We start from the raw sequence: 22250 nt of genomic DNA on the forward strand, positions 1-22250 counted from the left end.
CCCTGGGTCAAGCTTGAGGGCTAGAAACGTCATTTAGGAGCCGAGCCACTGTTGTATGGGTTGGCTTCATAGTTAACTGATTATTAACGGATTTCTTATTTAGATGCAAACTCTGGCCGGACACGCGATGACCGAAGATGATCTCGAACAACTCGCCATCACCTGGTTCCAGGATTCCGGCTGGGAATACCGTCACGGACCGGATATCGCGCCGGACGGCGATATCCCCGAGCGCGAGGACTACCGTGGGGTGTTGCTGACGGGCCGGCTTAAGGAATCGCTGCATCGCCTGAACCCGGGGATTCCGGAGGCAACGCTGGATGAGGTGCTACACCAGATTGCCAAGCCGGGGCACCCCTCGCTGATCCTGAACAATCGCGCTTTCCACGAGACGCTGCTCGACGGTGTGCCGGTGGAGGTGGAAGGCGATGGCGAGAAACGCGGTGACCGCGTGCGGCTGATTGACTTCGAGCGCCTGGAGCAAAACCGCTTTCTGGTGGTGAATCAGTACACGGTGCAGGGCACCAAGCAACCGCGCCGCCCGGATTTGGTGTGCTTCATCAATGGCATTCCTATTGCGGTGATTGAGCTCAAGAATCTGGCAACTGAGCAAGCGGATATCTGGTCGGCCTTCAACCAGATCGAAACCTATAAGGCAGAAATTTCCGATCTCTTTGTGTTCAATGAAGCATTGGTGATTTCGGATGGTCTGCACGCGCGCGTGGGCTCGCTCACTGCCGATCGTGAGCGGTTCATGCCATGGCGCACCTTGAGAAACGAAAACGACCGGCCACTGCTGGAGTTTGAGTTGGAGAAAATGGTGCGAGGTTTCTTCGCGCCCGAGTTGCTGTTGGACTATCTGCGTTACTTCATTCTGTTCGAGCAGGGCGACGACGGCATCATCAAGAAGATCGCCGGGTATCACCAGTTTCATGCCGTGCGGGAGGCCGTGCGGGCCACGGTAGTTGCGGCTACGGTGATTGCGCCAGATGCGGTTGCTGAGGAACGTGCTGATTATGGCAAGCGGGTCGTGCCCGGCTCGCGCAAGGGCGGTATCGTTTGGCATACCCAAGGTTCGGGTAAGAGCATTTCGATGGTGTGCTTTGTCGGCAAGTTGATGCAGCAGCCGGAGATGCGCAACCCGACGATTGTCGTGGTCACCGATCGCAACGATCTGGATGGGCAGTTGTTCCAGACCTTTGCCGGTGCGCGAGCATTGCTGAAGGAAACACCGCAACAAGCGGAAGACCGGGAGCAGCTACGTACACTGCTGAATGGGCGTCCATCCGGCGGCATCATTTTTACGACAGTGCAAAAATTCTCGCCCGACAAAGATGAAGATCAGTTCCCACGTTTGACGGAGCGAACAAACGTCGTCGTCATTGCCGACGAGGCGCACCGCTCGCAGTATGGCTTCCGTGCCGTGCTCGACAAGAAATCGGGTAAATACAAATACGGTTTTGCCAAGCATCTTCGTGATGCTTTGCCTAATGCCACCTTCGTGGGCTTTACCGGTACGCCGGTGGAGTCCAGCGATAAGGATACCCGCTCGGTGTTTGGCGACTATGTGAGTGTCTATGACATTCAGGATGCTGTGGACGACGGCGCTACGGTACCGATCTACTACGAAAGTCGGTTGGCCAAGCTGGATATCAATAAGCTGGAGATCGAACAGCTTAGCGATCAGGTCGAAGAAATCTTCGAGGATGAAGAAAGTATCGCGCTCCGTGAGGCGGGTAAGAGCAAGTGGGCCGCTTTGGAGAAGTTGGTCGGGGCAGAACCGCGCATCCGCGAAGTTGCCGCGGACATCGTGCAACACTTCGAGGCGCGCAATGCGGCTGTGGAAGGCAAGGGCATGATTGTGGGCATGAGCCGCGATATTTGTGCCCATCTCTATAACGCCATCGTGGCATTGCGACCAGACTGGCACAGTACCGACCCGGCGCAGGGGGCGATCAAAGTCATCATGACCGGTTCTGCGGCGGATAAGGAGCTGTTGCAACCGCATATCTACAACACGACCACCAAGAAGCAATTGGAAAAGCGCTTCAAGAACCCGAAAGACCCACTCAAACTGGTGATTGTGCGCGACATGTGGCTCACCGGCTTCGACGTGCCGTGCCTGCATACCATGTACATCGACAAGCCGATGCGTGATCACAACCTGATGCAGGCCATCGCGCGCGTGAACCGTGTGTTCCGCGATAAGGAAGGTGGTCTGGTGGTGGACTACATCGGTATCGCCGCCGAACTGCGCCGGGCGCTGAAGATTTACACGGAAAGTCGCGGCAAAGGCCAGCCGACGCTCGACTCGGCGGAAGCATTAGCCAAGCTCAAGGAACTGATGGACGTGGCGCGTGGGTTATTGCACGGCTTCGACTATGCGGCGTATCGCACCCATGCGACCAGCTTGCTCCTTCCGGCCGCCAACTTCGTGTTGGGACTAGACGATGGCAAGAAGCGCTGGGCCGATGTGGTGGTTGCGATTACCAAAGCGTTTTCGCTGTGTGGCACTCTGGATGAGGCCATTGAATTACGGGAAGAGATCGCTTTCTTCCAGGCCATCAAGAGTGTGATCGCCAAGGCAACGGAGACCGACAAGAAACTCTCCGAAGACAAAAAGAATGCCGTCCTCAAACAAATTCTGGATAACGCTGTTATTGCCGAGGGTGTGGACGATATTTTCAAACTGGCTGGGTTGGATCGGCCGGATATTGGCATCCTGTCCGACGCCTTTTTGGAAGAGGTGCGTGAACTCCCCCAACGCAATTTTGCTGTCGAGCTGCTGCAAAAGTTGCTCAATGATGAAATCAAATCGCGCAGCCGAACCAATGTAATTCTGGAAAAGAAATTCAGCGATCGCCTGCTGGCGGCTTTGAACCGTTACCGCAGCCGAGCCATCGAAAGCGCGCAGGTGATCGAAGAATTGATCGAGATGGCCAAGGAATTCCGCGAGGCAGCCAAGCGCGGCGAAAACCTGGGCCTCAACGAATCGGAACTCGCTTTCTACGATGCCCTGACTGACAACGAAAGTGCCGTTCGAGAGTTGGGTGACGAGGTGCTGAAAAAGATCGCCTTCGAGTTGACGGAAAAACTCCGCAACAGCACCACCGTGGACTGGCAGAAACGCGAAAGCGTGCGTGCCCGGCTGCGCAACCTCGTGCGCATCACGCTACGCCGCTATAAATATCCACCAGACAAGCAGGATGAGGCGATCCGGTTGGTGCTGGAGCAGGCGGAACGGTTGTCTGATGAGTGGGCGAATGGATAAGGGAGAGGTGACATGGGAAAGGGTATAACCAGAGAGCGAACCGGTCTGTTGTTGCAAACGCTGTTCCACGTATTGCTTGAGCACCCGGATGGTATCGCGGCCCGTGACGCAATTGACGCCGCCGCTTCGCGGCTCCAACTTACCGAACACGAGGCAGGGGCGTACGAGACGGGCGGCAGACGTTTCGACAAGATTCTAAGATTTGCCACCGTCGATGCAGTGAAGGCTGGATGGATGACCAAGAGCAAAGGTACTTGGTCGATTACAGAAATTGGCCAGGAAGCGCTAATCACCTACCCCAAACCTGAAGCCTTTTACCGTGAAGCATCGCGGCTCTACTGGAAATGGCGCCGAAGCACGCCCGTCGCTGCGACACCGGAGGAACCCGAGGATGAGCGAGACGCAACCATCACATTCGAAGAAGCCGAAGAGCAGGCTTGGAAGGAAATAGTTGCTTATCTGGAAAATATTGATCCCTATGATTTGCAGGATATGGTCGCCGCGCTTCTGGAAGCGATGGGTTATCACGTGAATTGGGTATCGCCACCCGGTAAAGACGCGGGTCTCGACATTGTGGCTTATAGCGATCCGCTCGGTACAAAGCCTCCGCGTATAAAGGTTCAGGTAAAGCGCCGCAAGGATACGATTGGCGTTGAGGAGTTGCGTTCCTTCCTCGCCTTGATTAACGAAGACGATGTCGGGATTTTTGTTACTACGGGTGGTTTTTCTAAAGACGCGACGGACCTGGCTCGGCATCAAGAGCGGCGGCGAGTCACGCTCATTAATCGGCAGCGGTTAGTCGATTTATGGATCGAATACCAAGATCAGGTGGTGTTGGATAAACGCGATGCACTCCCATTAAGGCCAATTTATTTTTTGGCTCCAGCTGAATAAGGATCGTTAAACAACAAACTCCGGAGACAAATCTGACATGAAAGCCACCGCTGAACTGCAAGTCATCCCCATCGGCAATGGGGTGTCGGTACGGGAGGAGGTCACGCGCGTGGTGGCGTTGTTGACGGCGCATGATTTCCTGGTCGAGACCCATGCTTCCGGCACGAACATCGAAGGCGAATTGAACGAAATTTTGGCGGCGGTGGCTGAGGTGCACGCGGTGTTGCATCGCGAGGGTAGCGTGCGGCTCGTGAGTTATCTCAAGCTCGAAACCCGCACGGACAAGGAACCGACCCTGGCGGGCAAGGCGTTGCGCAACGATGGCTGAATCTCTCTGCCCTTGTGGTTCCGGCAAGGCGTATGCCGCCTGCTGCGGTCGGTTTATCGATGCGGGTGCCTTGCCCGAGACGGCCGAGCAGTTGATGCGCTCGCGCTATACGGCGTTCACCCAGGCCCATGCGCCTTATCTGCTCGACACTTGGCACGAGCGCACCCGGCCGGCCCAGTTGGACCTCGACGAGGGTGAGCCGGTGAAGTGGCTGGGCCTGCGGATCGACAAAGTCGCGGCGGGCGGTGCGGCTGATACGCACGGCGAGGTATGTTTCCTGGCCCGCTGGCGGGTGGGCGGCGGCAAGGCGCAGCGGTTGCAGGAATGCAGCCGGTTCGAGCGGGTGGACGGGCGCTGGTTTTATGTGGATGGCGATATTGGCGCGTGAGTTCATCCGTAAACTGAGCGAAGTGCCCCAAGCCTCTTTTGGGTGACGCTATCGAGAATCACTTCTGCGTTGGGGGCCGATCGGGCGCCGGGTAGAGCCTGAGAAAGGCATCACTGGCGTGACGGGCGCGCTGGGCCAGCGCCGTTTCGTCGGGGCGTTCGCTGGTGCCAAGCAATAGATCGAGCATCAGGTTGCCCCAGAGCAGGGCCAGGAAGGATTCTACCTGTTCGGTCGTATCCCCTTCGACAAGCGCGGCGTCACGCGCTTGTTTCAGCAGCTCACCCAGAATGGCCCGGCTTGACCCGCGGCCGACGCCATTGAGTGTTTGGGCCACTTCCGGTGCGCGTGTTGCTTCGGCGATTGCCAGCCGGAATAGGGCAATAACGGCGGGATCGGTGACTTCGTGCAGGAGGCGGGTGCCAAACGTCGCAAGTAGCTTCTCCAGGATGGTCCGGTCCGTGGGTTCAGGCAGGTTGGCGGGCAGGCGGAACCGCTGGGCTCGTTCCCGTATACAGGCCAGTAGCATGTCTTCCTTTTTTCCGACCAGAGCATACAGGTCCCGTTTGGATACACGGGCGCGGGTGGCGATCGCGAGAGTGCAGGCTTTGGCGTAGCCCCGGCGGGTGAATTCGGCCAAAGCCGCATCGAGGATGCGTTGGCGCGCATGGATTTTGTCCGGGTTCTGGTCGGGGTTCCGGTCGAGGGTGTCCGCGGATGTTTGATTCAATTGTCGACTTCCTAGGTTTTTTCGGTTGACTTGGTACCGATTGGTACCTTAGCATGACTTTGCTGGTACTGATCGGTACCAGTGTGTCGGGTGGGTTACATCGGGAGGGTTCGGGATGAGGTTCTCACTGTTCAGGACGCGCGTTCCGCCACCCATCTATGCCGCGGTGGCTGGTGTGCTGATCTATGGCCTGCACCGGTTTCTGCCTCAGGCGACCGTTGTCGGTGGTTTGGGCTGGATGAATGGTATCGCTGCGATCAGCATGGGCATACTGGGGGTGGCGCTGGTTGCCTGGGCGGCCCGGGTGTTCGGACACGTCCACACCACCATCGATCCCCGCGATCCCTACAGGGCGAGCCAGCTGGTGACTGTCGGGCCGTACGCTTTCACGCGCAATCCGATGTATCTGGGCTTGCTGCTGCTTCTGACCGGCTGGGCCATCTGGCTCGGCAATCTGGTCGGGCTGCTCGTGCCGCCGCTATTCGTGGTGGTGGTGACCTTCTTGCAGATTCTGCCGGAGGAACGGGCACTGGCGACGCTGTTTGGTGGGCCGTATGGCGATTACCGCCATCGAGTCCACCGTTGGTTCGGTCGTTCGCGATACGGTGGGGCGACGGTATGTGCTCGGGATGAGTGATTTTTCGCTCTGTCTGTTTTTATGTGTTTCGGGAGGGTTTGATCATGTCGATTGATTTGCTTGCTTCCAGTATCTTGACTGCCAGCGCGGCTATTGCGATCGCGGTAGTCTCGGTCGGATTCGGTCAGACGATGTCTGTGCGGCTCCGAATTGCCGCTGGCCTGGTTCTGTGGTTCGTGTTCGTTGTGGGGATGGCCGCTACGGGAATACTCTCCTATCCGAGCGGGCTAGGGACGCCTGGTCTCGGTGTAGCCGTCGTACTGCCGATCGTGGTGCTTGTCGTGTTGGTGTTACGCAGTCCCGACGGGCGTTTGGCTTTGCAGTCGGTGCCGCTAGAACTGATCGTGGCCTTGCATGCGATCCGCGTGCTCGGCGTGCTGTTCCTCATCTTGTATACGGCGGGACGGTTGCCCGCGCCTTTTGCCCCGCTGGCCGGTTGGGGGGATGTGCTGACGGGCCTGGCGGCCGTGCCGCTGGCCTGGTGGCTGCATCATCAAGCAGGGCGTTCGGGGCGCACAGCCCTGTGGATCTGGAATACTTTCGGATCGCTCGATCTGGTGTTGGCAGTCGGTCTTGGTGCCGTGTCGACACCGGGCCCCACGCAACTGATTTTCGTCGAACCTGGCACGGCCCTCATGACCAGCCTGCCCTGGCTTCTGATTCCGGCATTCCTGGTGCCGCTTCTGGCGGCGATACACTTGGCGATATTCTATCGCCTGGCAACGCACCGGTATCCTGATGGCGTGAATACCCATTCAGCGGTGCGCCCATGTGCATGATTGGCGATTCGATCGTTGAGCGGCACGACAAAAGACGAGCCTCCGTTCCCATGGAACCTGTAAAGCGAGACATATCGGTATGGTTGACGAATCTTCTCCTCCAAAGCCGCTGGATCGTGCGGCAATGCTTGCCCTGTCCGAACGCCTGGGCCATGCGTTGCAGGATGCGGGGCGGACGTTGTGCGTCGCCGAATCCTGCACTGGCGGCGGGTTGGCCGAGGCGATCACGGCGATTGCGGGTAGTTCCGCCTGGTTCGAATGTGGCTGGGTGACGTACACCAATGCCGCGAAGATGCGCCTGCTGGGTGTGCCCTCGGCGGTGTTCGCGGAACACGGGGCGGTGAGTGGCCCGTGCGTGGCCGCGATGTCGGCCGGGGCGCTGGAACGGGCCGAGGCGGATTATGCGGTGGCCATCAGCGGTATTGCCGGGCCGGGGGGCGGGAGCACCGAGAAGCCGGTGGGGACGGTCTGGATTGCCTGGCGGTTTCGGGGGCAGGCTGCAGTGGCCTCATCCGCTTCCCGCGTGGGCGAGGCAGGGACAGATCGGCGGCCGGGGCCGTCGTTCATGTCGGTGAAGTTCCATTTTTCCGGCGATCGGCTGGCCGTGCGCGATCAGGCGGTGGTCATGGCGATGCAGGGGGTGCTCAATCACCTGGAAACCGGGGGCTGGTTCGACGGTGCCGCCGCGGATTGAGGCGGGGGCTTGGGCGGGGCATTGGTTGTTGGGGTGCGCGTTGCTTACCCCAACCTACGGGCTGTGCTTCGTTTCTCCAACCTACGGTGCTCCGGGGGAGGCATGGTTTGTTGGGATTGTTGGGGTGCGCTTCGCTTACCCCAACCTACGGCGTGGTCTGGCTGATGGTGCGGCCTTTTGCCGTATGGTGTTTGTAGGTTGGGGTAAGCAACGCGCACCCCAACACGTTTTCGTCTCCGGCTCGTGCCGGGTTTTCCCGAAGGATTGAATGAGGATTGCGAGGATGCAATACCGGCGCGCCCGCCTGGCAGGCGGCACTTATTTCTTCACCGTGAATCTGGCGGATCGGCGTCGGCGATTGTTGGTCGAGCATGTGGATGTGTTGCGCGAGGTGGTGAATACCGTGATGCACAGGCATCCGTTTGAGATCGATGCCTTCGTGGTCATGCCCGATCACCTGCATGCGATTTGGACGCTGCCATCAGGCGACGCGGATTACGCATCCCGGTGGATGCTCATCAAGGCGGCTTTTTCCAAAAACGTGCCTAAAGGCGAAACCATCTCCGCGAGCCGGAGTGCCAAAGGCGAGCGGGGTATCTGGCAACGTCGGTATTGGGAGCATGCGATTCGGAACGACGACGATTTTGCACGGCATGTGGATTACATCCATTACAACCCGGTGAAGCATGGGTATGTGGATCTGCCGGAGGTTTGGCCGTATTCCAGCATCCATCGATATGTTTCGGCGGGCGTGGTTCCGCGCGGGTGGGGTGGGGCCGTGGGTATCGAGGGTGTCTTTGGGGAACGGTGATTCCGACCGATGTTTGCGTTGGGTGGAGTTTGGCCCAATCTACGGAGAAATCATGGAATTGTTGGGATTGTTGGGGTGCGCTGCGCTTACCCCAACCTACATGGATAGCGGGATTGTATGAAAAAAACCTCCGACGGATTCGGAGGTTTTTTGTTTGCGGCGCCCGTGTTGGTTGAAGCAGGCTGCCCCTTTCGGAACGACTTACCAGGACTTGTAAGGCAGGAATTTGCCGTTCATGGTGACGACAACGCGGTCGCCGGCCGGATTTTCTTCCTTGTCGATATGCATGCTGAAGTCGATGGCGCTCATGATGCCGTCGCCGAACTTCTCGTGGATGAGGGTTTTCATGGTCGGGCCATACACGCCGATGACTTCGTAGAAGCGGTAGATCAGCGGGTCGGTCGGGATCACCTTGTCCCAGGTCTTGGTGGGGCAGGCCATCAGGGCGGCGAGGGCGTCGGCCGGCAGTTCGAGCAGGGTGACGAGTTTCTTGGCCGGCTCTTCCTTCAGGCTGTTCATGCCGAGGCAGGCGGAGACGGCGAATACGGGGGAGAGGCCGATGCCGCTGGCAATGGCTTCCCAGCTCAGGGACAGGGCTTCCTTCTTTTCCAGGATCAGGGCGGTCAGGGCTTCTTTGGTCATCATGGCGTGCGTTCTCCGGGTCTTCTTGGGGTAGGTGTACAGCACCAAGGTGGTGCCTCGTCTGTTTCTCTTTCAAAAACCTTGCCAATCGGTGCAATGCCGGAATATTGCGGATAGCGACGATTTGACCGGACCCTTGTTGCACTGCGGTTGTGCGGCAGAAATTGGCTCCGGAAGCGATCCGGAAGTGCTGAATTTTCATGGATGCCGGGGGGCGATGACTGCCCGGGAATTGGGCGAGTCGGGCGATTTTCCCGGAGGCGAGCGGGCAGATTGTCCGGTCGACCGGACAATGTCCGATCAATTGTTAACAATGTGGCGACTTCGGCCTGGGATGGCGGGATCATGGGCGATCAAAAATGGCGTAAAAACGCCTGAAATGGCGCTGTGGCGTACTTCGGTGTGATCTGGCACGGACGATGCAATGGGGTATTCGTCCGATAAACCCTTTGATCACTTTGACCGGAGAAGTCTCATGTCTACCGAATTCCAAGAGCCCGTTGCCCCCGCCTGCGTTCGCCAAGCCCTGCGTGAAATCGACAAGCAGGGTCTGGCCGCCCTCGGCGAAAAAGGTCGTGCCAATCCCAATAACGTCGTGACCCTGAAAGCCAAGACCGTTTGCGAAGGCCAGTTCCGCAACCTCACTTATATCCGCAGCCTCGATCCGGTGATCGTCGACGAGCCGCCGCATCTGCTGGGCGAAGACACCGCACCGAACCCCTCCGAAGCGTTGCTGGCCGCCTTGGGCGCCTGCCTCGCCGTGGGCGTGCATGCCAACGCCACCGCACAGGGGATCAAGCTGACCAAGCTCGAATTGCATCTGGAAGGCGACATCAACGTTACGGCCGTCTGGGGTACCGGCGATCTGGACGAGAACAAGCCACTGGGCTTCACCGCGATCCGCGTGAAGTTCGACATGGAAACCCTCGAGCCGATGACCGACGAAGCCAAGGACGCGCTGCTGCAGCATGCGAAGAAGTGGTCGCCGGTGGCCAACACGATGACCCGTCCCGTCGCGCTGGATTGCGATCTGCTGTAACCCGCTTTCGGTCGCCGGGCGATCGCTGTTTTTTTGAGGAAGCACATCATGAACATGGTTGATTCGATCACCGCACCCGCGCCGACGACCGCTCCGGTCGCTGGACAGGGCAGCGCGCCCGATTTCGATGCCATTCGTGCGGTGGTGCGGGAGACGCTGGCGCCGCTGACCCTGAAGATCGACGAGGGCTATTACCCGGCCGAAGTGCTGCGGGCCCTGGGTGCGGCCGGTACGTTCCGGCAGCATCTGCCGTCGCAGAACGGGCGCGGTACGGTCGATATCCAGGCAGCGCTGACGGCCATGGATATCGTTTCCCAGGAGTGCATGTCCACCGGATTCATGGTGTGGGCGCAGGATGTGGCCTGTTGGTACATCGAGATGTCCGGCAACGAATACCTCAAGGAAACGCTGTTGCCCAAGCTGGCTTCCGGCGAGGCATTGGGCGGCACGGCGCTGTCCAATCCCATGAAATATCTGGCCGGGATCGAGCCCTTGCTGATCTCGGCCGAGGAAACCGAGGATGCCTTCATCCTGAACGGCACGCTGCCCTGGGTTTCCAATCTCGGGGTCGACCACTGGTTTGGCTCCATCTTCAAGGTGGGCGGGGAAAACCCGCGCGACGTGATGGCGATGGTCAACACGAGCTGGCCGGGCATGGAGCTGAAGCAGCTCGCCAAGTTCTGCGGCATGGAGGGCACCGGGACTTACGCACTGTCGTTCGACAATGTGCGCGTGCCCAAGAGCCATGTGCTCGGCGATCCGTTGCTGCCCTACCTGAAGAAGATCAAGGCCGGCTTCGTGCTGCTGCAGACCGGCATGGCGACGGGGGTGATCGAGGGCTGCATCAATCTGTGCGAAGCGGTCGAACCCCGTTTCGCCCACGTGAACTGCTATCTCGACGACCGTCCGGACGAATTGCGCGAGGAACTCGAGGATGCCCGCGAGCTGATCGAAGCCCTGGCAGGAGACGTGTTCAACACGGACAAGGACTTCATGCGCAGCGTGCTCGAGGCACGGCTGCTCGGCTCGGAGCTGTCATTGCGCGCGGCGAACGCGGCGATGCTGCACACGGGCGCCAGCGGCTACCTGCACGACGCCCCGGCACAACGCAAGCTGCGCGAGGCCTACTTCGTCGCCATCGTGACGCCGGCCATCAAGCACCTGCGCAAGGAGCTGGATGTGTTGGCCGCCGCCTGACATTACAACGACCAACCTTGGTGGAAACCCTCCCGAGCCCTTCGCGGATTCGGGACCGAACCGGGGAGAGACTGGAGCCATCATGACGACGAATACGGATGCCGAAAAACCGCGCTGGATCTGCACGGTCTGCGGCTGGATCTACGACGAGAAGGAGGGAGACCCGGACAGCGGTATCGCGCCCGGCACCCGCTTCGAGGATATTCCGGACGATTGGTCCTGCCCGTTGTGCGGCGTGACCAAGGCCGATTTCATTACCCTGGACGAATATGCCGCCCAGCGCGCCGCCAGTGCCCCGACCGCGCGGCCGCGCCGGGCCAAAGGGCAGGTGGGCGGATCGGATGCCGTGGTGATCGTGGGTAGCGGCGTGGCCGGCTGGACGGTGGCTGAGCAGATCCGGGCGCGGGATCCGGATCGGCCGATCACCCTGATCACCGCCGACGACGGTTGCGTCTATCCCAAGCCGGCCCTGTCGATGGCGATCGGCCAGGGGCGCGGCGCGGACGAGCTCGTGGAGATGTCCGGCGCGGTGAAGGCCAAGTCGCTGAACATGACCCTGCAGGCGCTCACCCGGATCATGTCGATCAAGCCCGAGGCGCGCCGACTGGTGACGCCGCGCGGCAGCGTGAATTACGGAGAGCTCGTGCTGGCCCTGGGTGCCAGCCAACGCCGGCGCGATTTCGGCGGGGAGGCAGCCGAGGAGATTCTGCGGGTCAACGATCTCGCGAGCTATCGGCGGATGCGCGAACGCCTCGAGGGCGGGCCCAAGCACGTCACGCTGATCGGCGCGGGCCTGATCGGCGTGGAGCTGGCCGAAGATCTGCGGGCCGGCGGTCATGCCGTGACCCTGCTCGATATTGGCGATCAGTTGTTGGGCCGCCTGGCACCACCGCCCGTGGCCGCCCGTCTGCTGGCAGCCTTGAAGGCCAAGGACATCGCCTTCATGCCCGGCGTGAGTCTGGCCTCCCTGGAACCACACGACGGTCGCTATCTGGCCCTGCTGAACAATGGCGGCGCGCTGCAGACGGACCTCGTGATCTCGGCCATGGGCCTCGTGCCCAACGTCGATTTGGCCCGGAAGGCTGGCCTGCGGGTGAACCGCGGGATCATCGCGACGGCGGCGGACATGCGCACCAGCGACCCGCATATCTTCACCGTGGGCGACTGCGCCGAAGTCGACGGCCGCAGTTACTTCTACATCGAACCGATCCGCCGACAGGCCGAGACGGTGGCCGCCACGCTCTGCGGCGAGTATCGCCCGTTCGAACGGCTGCCGGTCGCCATCCGCGTGAAGACGCCGAGCCTGCCGCTCAATCTCTGCCCGCCGGACCTCAGCGTTGCCGACCTCGGCGGCTGGCATGAGAAAAGTGCCGATGGTGCCGATGGTGCCGATTGCCGCATGGATTTTCTGGTGCAGCAGCAATTGGCCGGCTATGCGCTGACCGGTCGCTGCGTCACGCAGAGCGACGGCCTGCAAGGCACCCTGATCGCTGCCGCATCTTCCCTGGTTTCCGCTGCCTGACCCCCCACCCCTGACCATCCTTTGAGGAGAATCGCCATGAGCTCAGTTCTGTTGACCGCTGCCGAATTGAACACCCTGATGGGTGCCGAGCCGACCGTCGTGATCGATGCCCGCAACCCGGATGCCTATGCCGCCGGGCATATCCCCGGTGCCGTGAACATTCACGACATCTTCACCTTCCTGGCGACCTCGACGCCGGAGGGCCTGGCCGAGCTGAAGACCAAGTTTGCCGAAACCTTCGGCAAGGCAGGGCTTTCCGGTGCGGAAACCGCGGTGATCTACGAGGATGCGATGAATACCGGTTTCGGCATGTCCTGCCGCGGCTACTTCCTGCTGAGCTATCTCGGCTACCCGAAGGTCAAGATTCTCCACGGCGGCTATCAGGCCTGGCTGGCGGAGAAGCTGCCGGTCAGCACCGAGGTACCGACGCCGACCCCGGCGGCCTTCCCGCTGAAAGACACCGGCACGGATCTGATGATCGGCAAGGAGGAAGTGCTGGCGGCGCTCGGCGGCGACGGCCCCGTCCTGCTGGACGTGCGCGACATCGACGAATGGATCGGTACCAGCTCTTCGCCCTACGGCAAGGACTTCTGCCCCCGCAAGGGTCGCCTGCCGGGCGCGGTCTGGATCGAGTGGTATCGCCTGATGAAGCCGGGTTCCGTACCGATGTTCAAGGCGCCCGAGGAAGTGCTGGCCGAATGCGCGACCGTGGGCATCACCAAGGACACGCCGGTGTACCTGTACTGCTTCAAGGGCGCGCGGGCATCCAACACCCTGGTCGCGTTGAAATCGGCGGGCGTCGAGAACGTGAAGCTGTATTTCGGTTCTTGGAACGAGTGGTCGCGCGATCCCGAACTGCCGATTGAGGAAGGTCTGCCCTACGCCGCAGCCTGACGGGCTGCGGGCGCCCCGTTCCGGTTGCAAATGCCGGGCGGCGCGCCATACTCGGTCCTTCCGTTTTACGTCATCCGACATGGACTACCAAGGAATGCCCCGATGTTCGCCCTGATGAATGCGCTGATCTCGATTCTGCACAGCCTCGCCGCCATCCTCTGGATCGGCGGCATTTTCTTTGCCTTCATGGTGCTGCGACCGGTGAGCACGATGCTCGAGCCGCCGCCGCGCCTGCAATTGTGGAGCGCGGTATTCGCCCGGTTCTTCCCCTGGGTCTGGGTGTTCGTCACCACGCTGGTGGTGACGGGCTATGCCGATCTCTACATCCGGTTCGGCGGTCTGCCGGGACCGGGCTATCTCGTGGCGATGCAGGTCATCGGCTGGGTGATGATCATCCTGTTCGCCTGGCTCGCCTTCGTGCTGGTGGGGCGACTGCATCGCGCCGTGCGTGAGCAGCGCTGGCCCGATGCGGCAGCGGCCATGGTGCCGATCCGCCGGATTATTGCCACCAATCTGCTGCTGGGCATTCTGATCACTGTGGTTGGTGTGGCTCGACCCGTATTGGGCTGAGTGATCCGGCGGGCGAGGTCACGGGCGCTTCTTGGCCGGATCGGGTCGGCATCAGCAACAGGAACGCCTGAACGGTAAACAACATCGCGACGCCCAACAGGTGGAGCGGCTGGGCAAGGGTCGGCAGATTCTGCGTGATCAGGATGAGACCGAGCAGGATCTGGATGAGCACGATCAGGGCAAGAGCGACCAGCGCGCGTTTCACCAGCGCCCCGGCGCCGACCAGCCGCGCGATCAGCCAGAGATTGACCAGGACGACCGCTACTGCCCCGGCGATATGGATGTTCAGTACCGGGCCGATGTTCTCCAGCCAGTGCGTGCCGACAGGCAGCCCTCCAACGGTCGTGCCGATCTGATCGACGCGTTCGCGCACCTGAGCGCCGAGGCCGGTCTGTACCAGGGTCACCAGGGTGGCGAGCGGCAGGGCGGGGAACCAGCGTGACTTGATGTCCGCGGCGATGCCGCAGGATGTCGGCAAGGTCCGCGCGACCAGGGCGACCAACAGCAGAATCACGCCGAAGGACAGCATCATGTGGGTGGTGACCACCGCTGCATGCAGATTCGTCTCGATGACGACCGCGCCCAGCCAGCCATTGAGCCCCACCAGGAAAAAGGCCCCGCCCGCGAGCCAGGGCAGCCGGGCGTCGTGACGGCGCGCCAGGAAGGCGAGCACCAGCGTCAGGATCGACAGCAGGCCGATCAGCGAGCCCGTCAGGCGATTGAGGTATTCGGTCCAGGTCTTGACCGGATCAAAACGCATCTTGTCGTAACCCAGCCGGGCGTAGGTCTGCCGGTAATCGGTCGGCAGGTCGGCCTCGCTGAGCGGCGGCACGATGCGGCCGAAGCAGGTCGGCCAATCCGGGCAGCCCATGCCGGCCCCGGTCGCCCGCACGGTGCTGCCCACCCAGATCAGGAACAGCACGGCCAGTACCGTCACGATGGCCATGATGCGCAGCTGTTTCAGTCGTTTCACGCTTTGGTGTCTCCCAGTTCAATCATCTGATGTCGGGTCATGTCCGGTTTCCGGGCTGCCCGCCGTGCCCGGCCTCGCGAGGCCAGCAGGCCCGCGAGCATCGCAAAGGGCAGCAGCAGCACGCCCCAGAACCAGAGTACGCGCCCGCCGATGCCGAATATCGCGCCGGTGTGCAGGGCGGCCAGCCAGTCGCCCGCGGAAAGTCCGGCCGATTCCCGGGGGCCGCTGCGATAGCTCCGGCCGAAGGGCCCGACGCTGCCGGGGGCGACGCATCGGGCCAGGGCGGTGCCATCGGCCCGCCACCAGATCAGATCAACCTGCTGGGCGTCGCAGATACCGGTCAGATCCTGCGTGGGCTGAAACAGTGCCTGGCTGGGCGGTTGCAGGGGGTTGAAGGAGTCCCCGGCGAATACGGCGAGCACGCCCGTGCCGGCGCAGATCAGCCACAGCCCGGCGGCGATGGCCACCAGTCGAGGGTGCAGCGCCACGGTACGCCCATCCATGCGGCGACGGCGCCAGAGACGCCCGGAGAGGAACAGCAGGATCACGCCCAGTGACGAGAGCACCACGAGGATCCGCCCGGGTAGACCAAGGCTGAGCGATCGATGGAATTGGCCCAGCCAGTACACGGGGTCGGTATCGGCCGCACGTTGCCCGACGATCCGTTGCCGGTACGGATCGATGAAGAGTTCCTGTGCCTGCCCTTGGGAATCCCGCACGGTGGCCACGATCGTGTCCTGCGGCCGGTCGGGCATTTCCAGCCGCAGCAGGCGATCCTCGGGGCGGGCGTGATGGATGAATTGCAGTGTTTCTGCGGGTGTCAGCGTCTGGGCTTCGCCGAGTGCCGAGACGGTCCACAGATCGGGGGCGAGCACGCGCTCGAATTCCCGGGCGAATGCCAGCCCCACGCCGGAGAGCGCGACCAGGGTCACCGGAATGAGGAGCAGCGCCCCGAGCCAGACGTGCAGGCGGAATACCCAGGTCGGGCGCGCTTTCGTGGCGGGTTGTTGAAGGCGGCTCATGTCGTCAGATGCTGAATTCACGCGTGGTCACTGAGGCGGTCGATCGAAACGGCAGATTACTGCCCCGGCCAGGATTCGGCGATCAGTTGTTTGAGATCGGCGGCGATCTGCGCACTGGTTTCCTGCTGATCGACCAGCAGCCGCGCCTTGCCCTGGGGGTCGAAAATGTAGATCGAGGCGCTGTGATTGACTTCGTAGTACGTGTTCTTGTCGGGGTAGCCCTTGCCGTAGCTGTAGGCCACGCGATACCGCTTGGTCACGTCCTGCAGCTGGTCCTGAGTGCCGGTGAGTCCGAGCATCCGTGGGGAAAAATACTTGACGTATTCGCGCAGAACCTTGGGCGTGTCGCGGTTGGGATCGACCGAGACGAACAGCACCTGAACATGCTCGGCCTTCTTCCCGAGTGCCTTGAGGGCGGTGGCCAGCCGGGTCAGGGTCTGCGGGCACACATCCGGACAGAAGGTATAGCCGAAGTACAGCATGACCACCTTGCCGCGATAGTCCTCGCCGGTGACGGGTTTACCGGTGTCGTCGGTGAGGTGGAAAGTCAGCGGTTCCATCACCCCGGAAATGTCCGTGGCATGCCATTGGACCGGTTTCTTGCCGCCACAGCCTGACAGCGTCAGTGAAAGCAACAGGGCAACCAGGGCAGGGACAATGATCCGGGCAGCGGAACGGATGTGAAGGCCAGTCGAAAGCATAGGTTCTCCTCAGGATGCAGCGATCGGATTCTTGGGCGATTCCGCTTCGCGCCAAGGGTCAGGAAATACAGGGTCGTTCGCCGGCGCGCTGGCCTGCGCCCTTCGTGTCCATTTCACCAGGAGCACCAATGCCCCCAGTACACTCATCATGGCCGCCGGGATCCAGGTCACCAGGCCCCCGAGATGTTGTCCCTCCATTTCGCCGATGGGCAGCACGCGGCCGCACAAGGCATAAATGCTGAACAGGTCCGTGGGACTCAGAGCGATGTACGCGCCCAGCACGATCTGCGGAAACATCACCAGAAAGAGCACCAGCAGACGCACCCCGTAATGGCGTGCGACCGGTTCGCCGGGCCGGTGCAGGTTGAAGATCATCCACCAGAACAGCAGCCCGTCGATGGCCATGCCCCAGTTCATGGTGTTGTAAAGCGGCAGGCTGAGCATGGCGTAGAAGTGGATGTCCGGCTCCAGCCAGAAATAGATGATGGCGACGAACAAAAATCCCGCGACAAAGGGTTGCTGGATCACCCGTAACGGCCCGCGGATCAGCGGGCTCTGCACGAGTGGATCGACGATACGACTACGGATGGCCAGGGGCAGGCCGGCTTCCAGGATCGGTGCCGGGGCGGACACCGCGATCAGGAACGGTCCCAGGTGATGCAGCACCAGATGTTGCAGTCGGTGAATGAAGAAGCTGAACCGCCCGTAGTAGTCCACCTGGGTCTGCAGGACGAGATAGATGCTCACGAGCCCGATCCCGAAGAGCAGGGCCCCCCAACCCGGTCGACGCCTCAGGCGACGCAGGCCGCGAATGTACAGCCAGCCGGCGAGCAGGCAGACGGTCAGCACGGTCGGGGAGAATTCGTACGGCAGCAGGAATGCCGCAAGGGTGCTCAGCTGATGGTAGAGGGGGTCTAGCACCGATCGGTCACCCTGCTCATGTCCCGATCCGGGCGCGCCGGATTCCGGATCGGTGCCTGATGGCTGAATTCGCCCGGCTTCATGGGAATCGTACCGGTCCGGTTACCAGGCCCAGCCATGGACCGGCAGGTAATGATCGACCAGCAACAGGGCGAACAGCAGGGTCAGGTAGGTGATCGAGAAGCCGAACAGGCGCATGGCCAGCTGATCGCTGTCGACATACATCAGCTTGTAGGCACGAACGGCGAACATGCCGCCCAGGATGGTCGCGCCGATCAGGTAGAACGGGCCGCTCAGTCCCACGGTGACCGGCAGGTAGCTCACCGGGATGAGGAACAGGGCATAGGCGAAGATACTGTGCTTGGTGTAGGGGACACCATGCGTCACCGGCAGCATCGGTACGCCGGCCTTGGCGTATTCCTCGCGACGCGCTACCGCCAGGGCCCAGAAGTGCGGCGGGGTCCAGACGAAGATGATCAGGAAGAGGGCAAACGCCTCCCAGCCGATCGTTCCGGTAATCGCGCTCCAGCCGAGCATGGCCGGCGCGGCGCCGGATGCCCCGCCCAGCACGATATTCTGGGGCCCGATCCATTTGAGGTAACGGGTGTAGACCACGGCATAGCCGATCAGCGTCAGCAGCGTCAGCACGGCGGTGAACGGGTTGACCATCGTCCAGAGGATGAGCATGGCCAGGGCGCCGAGCGTGGTGGCGAATACCGTGGCCGAAGTTCGGGAGATATTGCCGCTGGGCAGGGGCCGATTCTGCGTGCGGCCCATCACCTGATCGATATCGCGATCGGCGATATGGTTGAATGCCGCAGCGGAGGCGCCCGCGAGCGCAATCCCGATGGTGGCGGCCAATACGGTGACCCAGGGCAGATTGCCCGGTGGCGACGCGAGCACCATGGCCACCAGGGCCGTGAATACGACCAGCGAGACGACCTTGAGCTTGCACAGTTTCAGATAGCAGCGCCAAGCGGAGGGCGGCGCGAGGGTCAGGCTTTCGGTACGGACTGTTGTCATTGGATGGCTCCCCTTCGTCTGGTACTACCGCTTTCGAGCGGCGTTGTGTTTTGTTCTGATCGAATCCGGCATAGGGACTCTTCGTGGATCACTTGCCCGCCAAACGGAGCAGGCGCTTCAGGTCCTTGAGCAGTCCGGTCGGCTCGAAACCCGGGGGATAACGCAAGGCCACGAATCCCTGGGGATCGATGAGATAAACCGATCCCGCCTGCAGCGGCCAGTCCGTTGCCGTGACGACGTTCAGACCCTTGTCGAACTGATCCGCGATGCCCGGAACCTGGGCGGCGGACGCCGGCAGAACCAGCACGCGCTGCACCTCACGCATCGAGCGATCCTGGGCGATGCGCACGCGTCGCAGGGTGTCCATCAGAGCGAGACAATCTGCGTTACAGGCGCTAATCGCGCCGTCTGCATTGGCGTTGCCGCCGTCCGGGGCGCGATAGAGCAGCGTCCACTTGCCGCGAAACAGATCGGCGGACACCATCCCGCCCTGCAGGTTGTGCATCGGGGGCGGGTCGAGTTGCCTGACCGGCGTGATCAGTTCGCCGTGTTCCAGGCCGCCCCGGAACGTATCGCCGTAGTAATTGAAGACAAACCACGCCATCAGCAGGGGCAGACCGAAAATCACCAGCAAGCTGGCGACGATGGGGATCTTGCGCTGAGGCAACATGCTGCTTACGCCTTCCATTGTTTTTCTTCTCCGATTTTTGCTCTCTTGAATCCATGCAAAAGGTAGATACCGACCAGAATCGCCGCGAACCCGAACCACTGGGCGGCATAGCCGTAGTGGCGAGAGGGTCCGAAGGCGTGCATGGATCGATTGCGATCCTTGGCCACCTCCGATCCGTCCGGGTACAGCACGACGGGCAGTAACGAATACCCCAGCGCCTTCTCCAGTTGGCCGGGTTGTGCGTTTTGCACGACTTTCGGCCAGCCGGAAGCAAATTCCTGCCGATTCGTCAGATGGAATGGGGGAGCGTCCGGGGTCAGCGCCAATCCCGTCACAGTTTGGGGCGTTTCCGGCACCGAGACCTTCGGCAGTTTCTGTCGACTCTCGCCCTGGGGAACCCAGCCGAGATTGACCAGCACGGCCTTGGTATTCGGCCCCGCCCCACCGAGTTGCAGGGGCGCCAGCAGGAAATACCCCACCCGACCGTCACGCACCCGGTTATCCAGCAGGAAGAGGTGATGCGTGTCGTACCGACCCTGCGCCTGGGCATGCAGCGAGGGCTTGCCTGTGCTCGCGGCGTCGAGCAATTGCGGTGCGGCCTGTTCGGCCGCCGCCTCCGCCGCGAACAACTGCTTTTTCTCGGCAGCGCGGTGCATCTGCCAGACGCCGAGCGCGATGAAGCACGGCAACAGCAGGACAGTCACCACGGTCTGAACCCGTGCGGGACGAAAACGCATCCCGTTCCCCCTAATCCAGTCCGGCATTTCGGCAAAAAAAGACTTCAATGTGCCTGACTCCTTGCCATGGCCTGTGTAAACGGTTGGCGGAATCTGCTCCGGACGCCGGGCTGTGGTTCGCCCGGGCTGGCAGGCATTCCTCCAATACCGTCACTTCTCGTAGGCCTGCGGACCCTCGTCATGGATCTGCTTCGCCGTCGGCGGGGTGGTGAACGTGTGATAGGGCATCGGTGACGGAAGCACCCATTCCAGTCCGCGCGCACCATCCCAGGGACGTACCGGTGCCGGCTTGCCGCTGCGTATCGTCTGGATGAGCAGCCAGATGAACAGCAGTTGGGAGAAGCCGAACACGAAGGCACCCACGCTGGAGATCATGTTGAAGTCGGTGAACTGGATCGCGTAGTCCGGAATCCGGCGCGGCATGCCCGCCAACCCGGCGAAGTGCATCGGGAAGAAAGTGACGTTCATGGAAATGACCGACAGCCAGAAGTGCCACTGTGCCAGTCGCTCGTTGTACATGCGGCCGGACCACTTGGGCAGCCAGTAGTACACGCCGGCGAAGATGGCGAACAGGGCACCGCTCACCAGGACATAGTGGAAGTGCGCTACCACGAAGTAGGTGTCCTGATACTGGTAGTCCGCCGGTACGTCGGCCAGCATCAGTCCGGAGAAACCCCCGATGGTGAACAGGATGATGAACGCGATCGCCCAGAGCATCGGTGCCTCGAAGGTCATCGAACCGCGCCACATGGTGGCAACCCAGTTGAAGATCTTGATGCCCGTCGGGATCGAAATCAGCATGGTCGAGTACATGAAGAACAGCTGACCCCAGACCGGCAGACCCACGGTGAACATGTGGTGCGCCCAGACGATGGTCGACATGAACGTGATTGCCGCGATGGCGTAGATCATCGACTTGCGGCCGAAGATCGGCTTGCGGGCGAAGGCCGGAACCACCTCGGAGATCACGCCGAAGGCCGGCAGGATCATGATGTAGACCTCGGGGTGACCGAAGAACCAGAAGATGTGCTGGAACAGCACGGGATCACCGTTGGCCGCGAAGAAGTGCGTCCCCCAGTGACGATCCGACAGCACCATGGTGGCGGCAATTGCCAGGGTCGGCATGGCCAGCAGCAGCAGGAAGCCCGTGATCAGCCAGGACCAGGTGAATAGCGGCATGTCCATCAGCTTCATGCCCGGCGTGCGCAGCTTGAGAATGGTCAGGATGATGTTCAGCGCGCCGAAGAACGAGGAGATCCCCATGATGTGGATCGCGACGATCATCCAGTCGATCGACTCCGGCCCGTAGGTGGTGGACAACGGCGGGTAGAAGGTCCAGCCGCCGGCCGGCGCGCCGCCATGCATGAAGAAGGTGCTCCAGAGGATGAGCGCCGCGGGCGGCATGGCCCAGAACGCCCAGTTGTTCACCCGCGGCCAGTACATGTCGTCGGCCCCGACCTGGAGCGGCACCATCCAGTTAGCCAGACCGGTCAGCGCCGGCATGATGGCCAGGAAGATCATGGTCAGACCATGCATGGTGGTCAGTTCGTTGAAGAATTGCGGCTGCATCAGCTGCATGCCGGGCTGGAACAGCTCGGCGCGGATCATCAGCGCCATGATGCCGCCCACCATCAGACCCACCAGACTGAGGACCAGGTACATGGTCCCCACGTCCTTGTGGTTGACGGTCAACAGCCAGCGAAGCCAACCCTTGCGCGGCCCATGATGGGCGTGATCGTCATGGGCGTGGCCCACGTGATCGATTGAAGCGCCTGCAGCCGTGTTCTGCATGACCTGTTCGGCTGTTTGA

Annotated in this window: 23 protein-coding genes; 13 read left to right on the forward strand and 10 right to left on the reverse strand. The window is 61.5% G+C overall.

The window, feature by feature from the left end:
- The first annotated feature begins 127 nt into the window (after positions 1 to 127).
- From A9404_RS11270 to A9404_RS11285, 4 genes are read left to right on the forward strand one after another with little or no spacing between them, the layout of a single operon-like run.
- Positions 128 to 3271 (forward strand): type I restriction endonuclease subunit R, encoded by a 3144-nt coding sequence (locus A9404_RS11270; RefSeq protein ID WP_066103288.1) that lies wholly within the window; start codon positions 128 to 130, stop codon positions 3269 to 3271.
- Positions 3272 to 3283: 12 nt separating this feature from the next.
- Positions 3284 to 4165: a restriction endonuclease gene (locus tag A9404_RS11275; RefSeq protein ID WP_066101637.1), complete on the forward strand. Its 882-nt coding sequence runs from the start codon at positions 3284 to 3286 to the stop codon at positions 4163 to 4165.
- A 37-nt stretch (positions 4166 to 4202) separates the two neighbouring features.
- The gene (locus A9404_RS11280; protein WP_066101640.1) at positions 4203 to 4493 is read left to right on the forward strand and encodes an MTH1187 family thiamine-binding protein; all 291 of its coding nucleotides are present in this window, start codon (positions 4203 to 4205) and stop codon (positions 4491 to 4493) included.
- Positions 4486 to 4881: a YchJ family protein gene (locus A9404_RS11285; protein WP_066101642.1), complete on the forward strand. Its 396-nt coding sequence runs from the start codon at positions 4486 to 4488 to the stop codon at positions 4879 to 4881. Before A9404_RS11280 ends, A9404_RS11285 begins: the two co-directional genes overlap by 8 nt.
- Before the next feature lie 58 nt (positions 4882 to 4939).
- Here the strand turns inward: A9404_RS11285 and A9404_RS11290 are convergent, their stop codons facing one another.
- Positions 4940 to 5608: a TetR/AcrR family transcriptional regulator gene (locus A9404_RS11290; protein ID WP_082922932.1), complete on the reverse strand. Its 669-nt coding sequence runs from the start codon at positions 5606 to 5608 to the stop codon at positions 4940 to 4942.
- A 115-nt stretch (positions 5609 to 5723) separates the two neighbouring features.
- On the opposite strand from A9404_RS11290, the gene A9404_RS11295 reads away from it, so the two are divergent.
- From A9404_RS11295 to A9404_RS11310, 4 genes are all read left to right on the forward strand, one after another.
- The gene (locus tag A9404_RS11295; protein WP_066101645.1) at positions 5724 to 6245 is read left to right on the forward strand and encodes a methyltransferase family protein; all 522 of its coding nucleotides are present in this window, start codon (positions 5724 to 5726) and stop codon (positions 6243 to 6245) included.
- A 44-nt stretch (positions 6246 to 6289) separates the two neighbouring features.
- The gene (locus A9404_RS11300; protein WP_066101648.1) at positions 6290 to 7024 is read left to right on the forward strand and encodes a hypothetical protein; all 735 of its coding nucleotides are present in this window, start codon (positions 6290 to 6292) and stop codon (positions 7022 to 7024) included.
- Between the two features lie 79 nt (positions 7025 to 7103).
- Positions 7104 to 7718: a CinA family protein gene (locus A9404_RS11305; protein WP_197490341.1), complete on the forward strand. Its 615-nt coding sequence runs from the start codon at positions 7104 to 7106 to the stop codon at positions 7716 to 7718.
- 283 nt (positions 7719 to 8001) lie between these two features.
- Positions 8002 to 8529 (forward strand): REP-associated tyrosine transposase, encoded by a 528-nt coding sequence (locus tag A9404_RS11310; RefSeq protein WP_066101656.1) that lies wholly within the window; start codon positions 8002 to 8004, stop codon positions 8527 to 8529.
- Between the two features lie 201 nt (positions 8530 to 8730).
- On the opposite strand, the gene cynS is transcribed toward A9404_RS11310, so the two are convergent.
- A complete protein-coding gene (gene cynS / locus A9404_RS11315; RefSeq protein WP_066101659.1) occupies positions 8731 to 9174 on the reverse strand; it encodes a cyanase in 444 nt (147 codons plus the stop codon).
- Positions 9175 to 9646: 472 nt separating this feature from the next.
- Between cynS and A9404_RS11320 the strand changes: the two genes are divergently transcribed.
- The 5 genes from A9404_RS11320 to A9404_RS11340 all read left to right on the forward strand — a co-directional run bounded on the left by A9404_RS11320 (position 9647) and on the right by A9404_RS11340 (position 14393).
- On the forward strand, positions 9647 to 10210 hold the full coding sequence (locus A9404_RS11320; RefSeq protein WP_066101661.1) for an OsmC family protein: 564 nt from the start codon (positions 9647 to 9649) through the stop codon (positions 10208 to 10210).
- 54 nt (positions 10211 to 10264) lie between these two features.
- Positions 10265 to 11407 (forward strand): acyl-CoA dehydrogenase family protein, encoded by a 1143-nt coding sequence (locus A9404_RS11325; RefSeq protein WP_066103294.1) that lies wholly within the window; start codon positions 10265 to 10267, stop codon positions 11405 to 11407.
- A gap of 82 nt (positions 11408 to 11489) precedes the next feature.
- The gene (locus A9404_RS11330) at positions 11490 to 12929 is read left to right on the forward strand and encodes an FAD-dependent oxidoreductase (RefSeq protein ID WP_066101663.1); all 1440 of its coding nucleotides are present in this window, start codon (positions 11490 to 11492) and stop codon (positions 12927 to 12929) included.
- A 36-nt stretch (positions 12930 to 12965) separates the two neighbouring features.
- Entirely contained in the window at positions 12966 to 13823 is an 858-nt protein-coding gene (locus tag A9404_RS11335; RefSeq protein ID WP_066101666.1) for a sulfurtransferase, read from the forward strand.
- Between the two features lie 102 nt (positions 13824 to 13925).
- Positions 13926 to 14393 carry a CopD family protein gene (locus tag A9404_RS11340; protein ID WP_197490342.1) on the forward strand — a complete coding sequence of 156 codons (468 nt, stop codon included), beginning with the start codon at positions 13926 to 13928 and terminating at the stop codon, positions 14391 to 14393.
- Here A9404_RS11340 and A9404_RS11345 read toward each other — a convergent pair.
- The 8 genes from A9404_RS11345 to ctaD all read right to left on the reverse strand — a co-directional run bounded on the left by A9404_RS11345 (position 14356) and on the right by ctaD (position 22231).
- Entirely contained in the window at positions 14356 to 15366 is a 1011-nt protein-coding gene (locus tag A9404_RS11345) for a COX15/CtaA family protein (RefSeq protein WP_066101669.1), read from the reverse strand. The two genes, A9404_RS11340 and A9404_RS11345, sit on opposite strands and share 38 nt — an antisense overlap.
- Complete coding sequence (locus A9404_RS11350) at positions 15363 to 16388, reverse strand: PepSY-associated TM helix domain-containing protein (protein ID WP_066101671.1); 1026 nt, start codon at positions 16386 to 16388, stop codon at positions 15363 to 15365. The genes A9404_RS11345 and A9404_RS11350 overlap by 4 nt, the downstream gene beginning before the upstream one ends.
- A gap of 56 nt (positions 16389 to 16444) precedes the next feature.
- A complete protein-coding gene (locus A9404_RS11355) occupies positions 16445 to 17089 on the reverse strand; it encodes an SCO family protein (protein ID WP_066101674.1) in 645 nt (214 codons plus the stop codon).
- 9 nt (positions 17090 to 17098) lie between these two features.
- Positions 17099 to 18010 carry a cytochrome c oxidase assembly protein gene (locus A9404_RS11360; protein ID WP_066101676.1) on the reverse strand — a complete coding sequence of 304 codons (912 nt, stop codon included), beginning with the start codon at positions 18008 to 18010 and terminating at the stop codon, positions 17099 to 17101.
- Positions 18011 to 18112: 102 nt separating this feature from the next.
- Positions 18113 to 19033: a heme o synthase gene (gene cyoE / locus A9404_RS11365; RefSeq protein ID WP_066101679.1), complete on the reverse strand. Its 921-nt coding sequence runs from the start codon at positions 19031 to 19033 to the stop codon at positions 18113 to 18115.
- An 88-nt stretch (positions 19034 to 19121) separates the two neighbouring features.
- On the reverse strand, positions 19122 to 19721 hold the full coding sequence (locus tag A9404_RS11370; RefSeq protein ID WP_066101682.1) for a hypothetical protein: 600 nt from the start codon (positions 19719 to 19721) through the stop codon (positions 19122 to 19124).
- On the reverse strand, positions 19709 to 20440 hold the full coding sequence (locus A9404_RS11375; protein ID WP_066101685.1) for an SURF1 family protein: 732 nt from the start codon (positions 20438 to 20440) through the stop codon (positions 19709 to 19711). The genes A9404_RS11370 and A9404_RS11375 overlap by 13 nt, the downstream gene beginning before the upstream one ends.
- Before the next feature lie 150 nt (positions 20441 to 20590).
- Positions 20591 to 22231 (reverse strand): cytochrome c oxidase subunit I, encoded by a 1641-nt coding sequence (ctaD, locus tag A9404_RS11380; RefSeq protein ID WP_066103300.1) that lies wholly within the window; start codon positions 22229 to 22231, stop codon positions 20591 to 20593.
- Positions 22232 to 22250 lie beyond the last annotated feature (19 nt).

It is taken from the genome of Halothiobacillus diazotrophicus (genome assembly GCF_001663815.1).
Classification (GTDB): Bacteria; Pseudomonadota; Gammaproteobacteria; order Halothiobacillales; family Halothiobacillaceae; genus Halothiobacillus; species Halothiobacillus diazotrophicus.